The following is a 1,221-nucleotide window of genomic DNA, read 5'->3' on the forward strand; positions in this document are numbered from 1 at the left end:
CGGCGTGCCGGCCCAGGGCAATGGCCGCATCAGCGCCGACCAGGCCCGCAACATGGACCTCACGCCGCAAGCGATTACCGCGTTCATGCTTGGCCTCAATAGCAAGATTTCCACCTTCGCCCTGCAGCGCGAGATCAACGAGTTCCGAGGCGAACCGCTGCTGGCGATCCTGCCCGGCGTGGCGCTGCAGGAATTGTGGAGCCTGATGGGCACGGCGGAAAAAGCCCTGTTCGTGATTTCGCTGTTCGTCGTCCTGACCGGGTTGATCGGCATGCTCACGGCGATCCTCACCAGCCTCAACGAGCGCCGCCGGGAAATGGCGATCCTGCGTTCGGTGGGCGCGCGACCGTGGCACATCGCGAGCCTGCTGGTGCTCGAAGCCTTCGCCCTGGCGTTGGCCGGCGTCACCGCCGGGCTGGTGTTGCTGTACATCGGCATCGCGGCCGCCCAGGGTTACGTGCAGGCGGCCTACGGTTTGTACCTGCCATTGGGCTGGCCGAGCGAATATGAATGGACGCTGCTCGCTGGCATCCTGGTCGCCGCCCTGTTGATGGGCAGCGTGCCGGCCTGGCGCGCCTATCGCCAATCGTTGGCCGACGGCCTGTCGATCCGTTTATGAGGAAGCCGAAGATGCCCCGCGCCCTGTTTGCGCTGTTGATGCTGGTCGCCCTGCCCCTTTGGGCGGCCGAGCCGAGGGACCTGGCCTGGTCGGAAATGATCCCGCCGGACGCGCCACCGGAAGTGCCGAACATGACGCCGCTGCACGACCTGTCGAAAATGAGCGATGCCTTGGCCGCCGAATCCGCGCCAGCGGCCAGGCAGGACCTGCCCGACGCCCCGGTGGTCAAGGCCCTCGATGGCCAGCGGATTCGCTTGCCGGGTTACATCGTGCCGCTGGAAGTCAGCGAAGAAGGTCGCACCACGGACTTTCTGTTGGTGCCGTACTTCGGCGCCTGCATCCATGTGCCGCCGCCGCCGTCGAACCAGATCGTCCATGTGAAAAGCGAAGTCGGGGTCAAGCTCGACGAGTTGTATCAGCCGTACTGGGTCGAAGGGCCGATGCAGGTCAAGCCGTCCACGAGTGAACTGGCTGATGCCGGGTATCAGATGGAGGCCGAGAAGATTTATGTGTATGAACTGCCGGAGTGAATCCGGTGGTGATGTGCTGTTGATGAGATAGCTATCGTCGGATCGCCGCCCGGAGCAAGCTCGCTCCCACAG

At 64.4% G+C, this 1,221-nt stretch carries 2 protein-coding genes; both read left to right on the forward strand.

The window, feature by feature from the left end; genetic code table 11:
- The coding region (locus OC610_RS27715) for an ABC transporter permease (RefSeq protein WP_264432730.1) at nt 1-619 on the forward strand (619 nt) is incomplete at its 5' end.
- 11 nt (nt 620-630) lie between these two features.
- On the forward strand, nt 631-1,149 hold the full coding sequence (locus OC610_RS27720; RefSeq protein WP_264432733.1) for a DUF3299 domain-containing protein: 519 nt from the start codon (nt 631-633) through the stop codon (nt 1,147-1,149).
- Nucleotides 1,150-1,221 lie beyond the last annotated feature (72 nt).

This window comes from Pseudomonas agronomica (assembly GCF_025917275.1).
Taxonomy (GTDB): domain Bacteria; phylum Pseudomonadota; class Gammaproteobacteria; order Pseudomonadales; family Pseudomonadaceae; genus Aquipseudomonas; species Aquipseudomonas agronomica.

Bases quoted from the DNA above. Each gene is read 5' to 3' on its own strand.
- OC610_RS27720 (WP_264432733.1), top strand. From the start codon at position 631: ATGCCCCGCGCCCTGTTTGCGCTGTTGATGCTGGTCGCCCTGCCCCTT.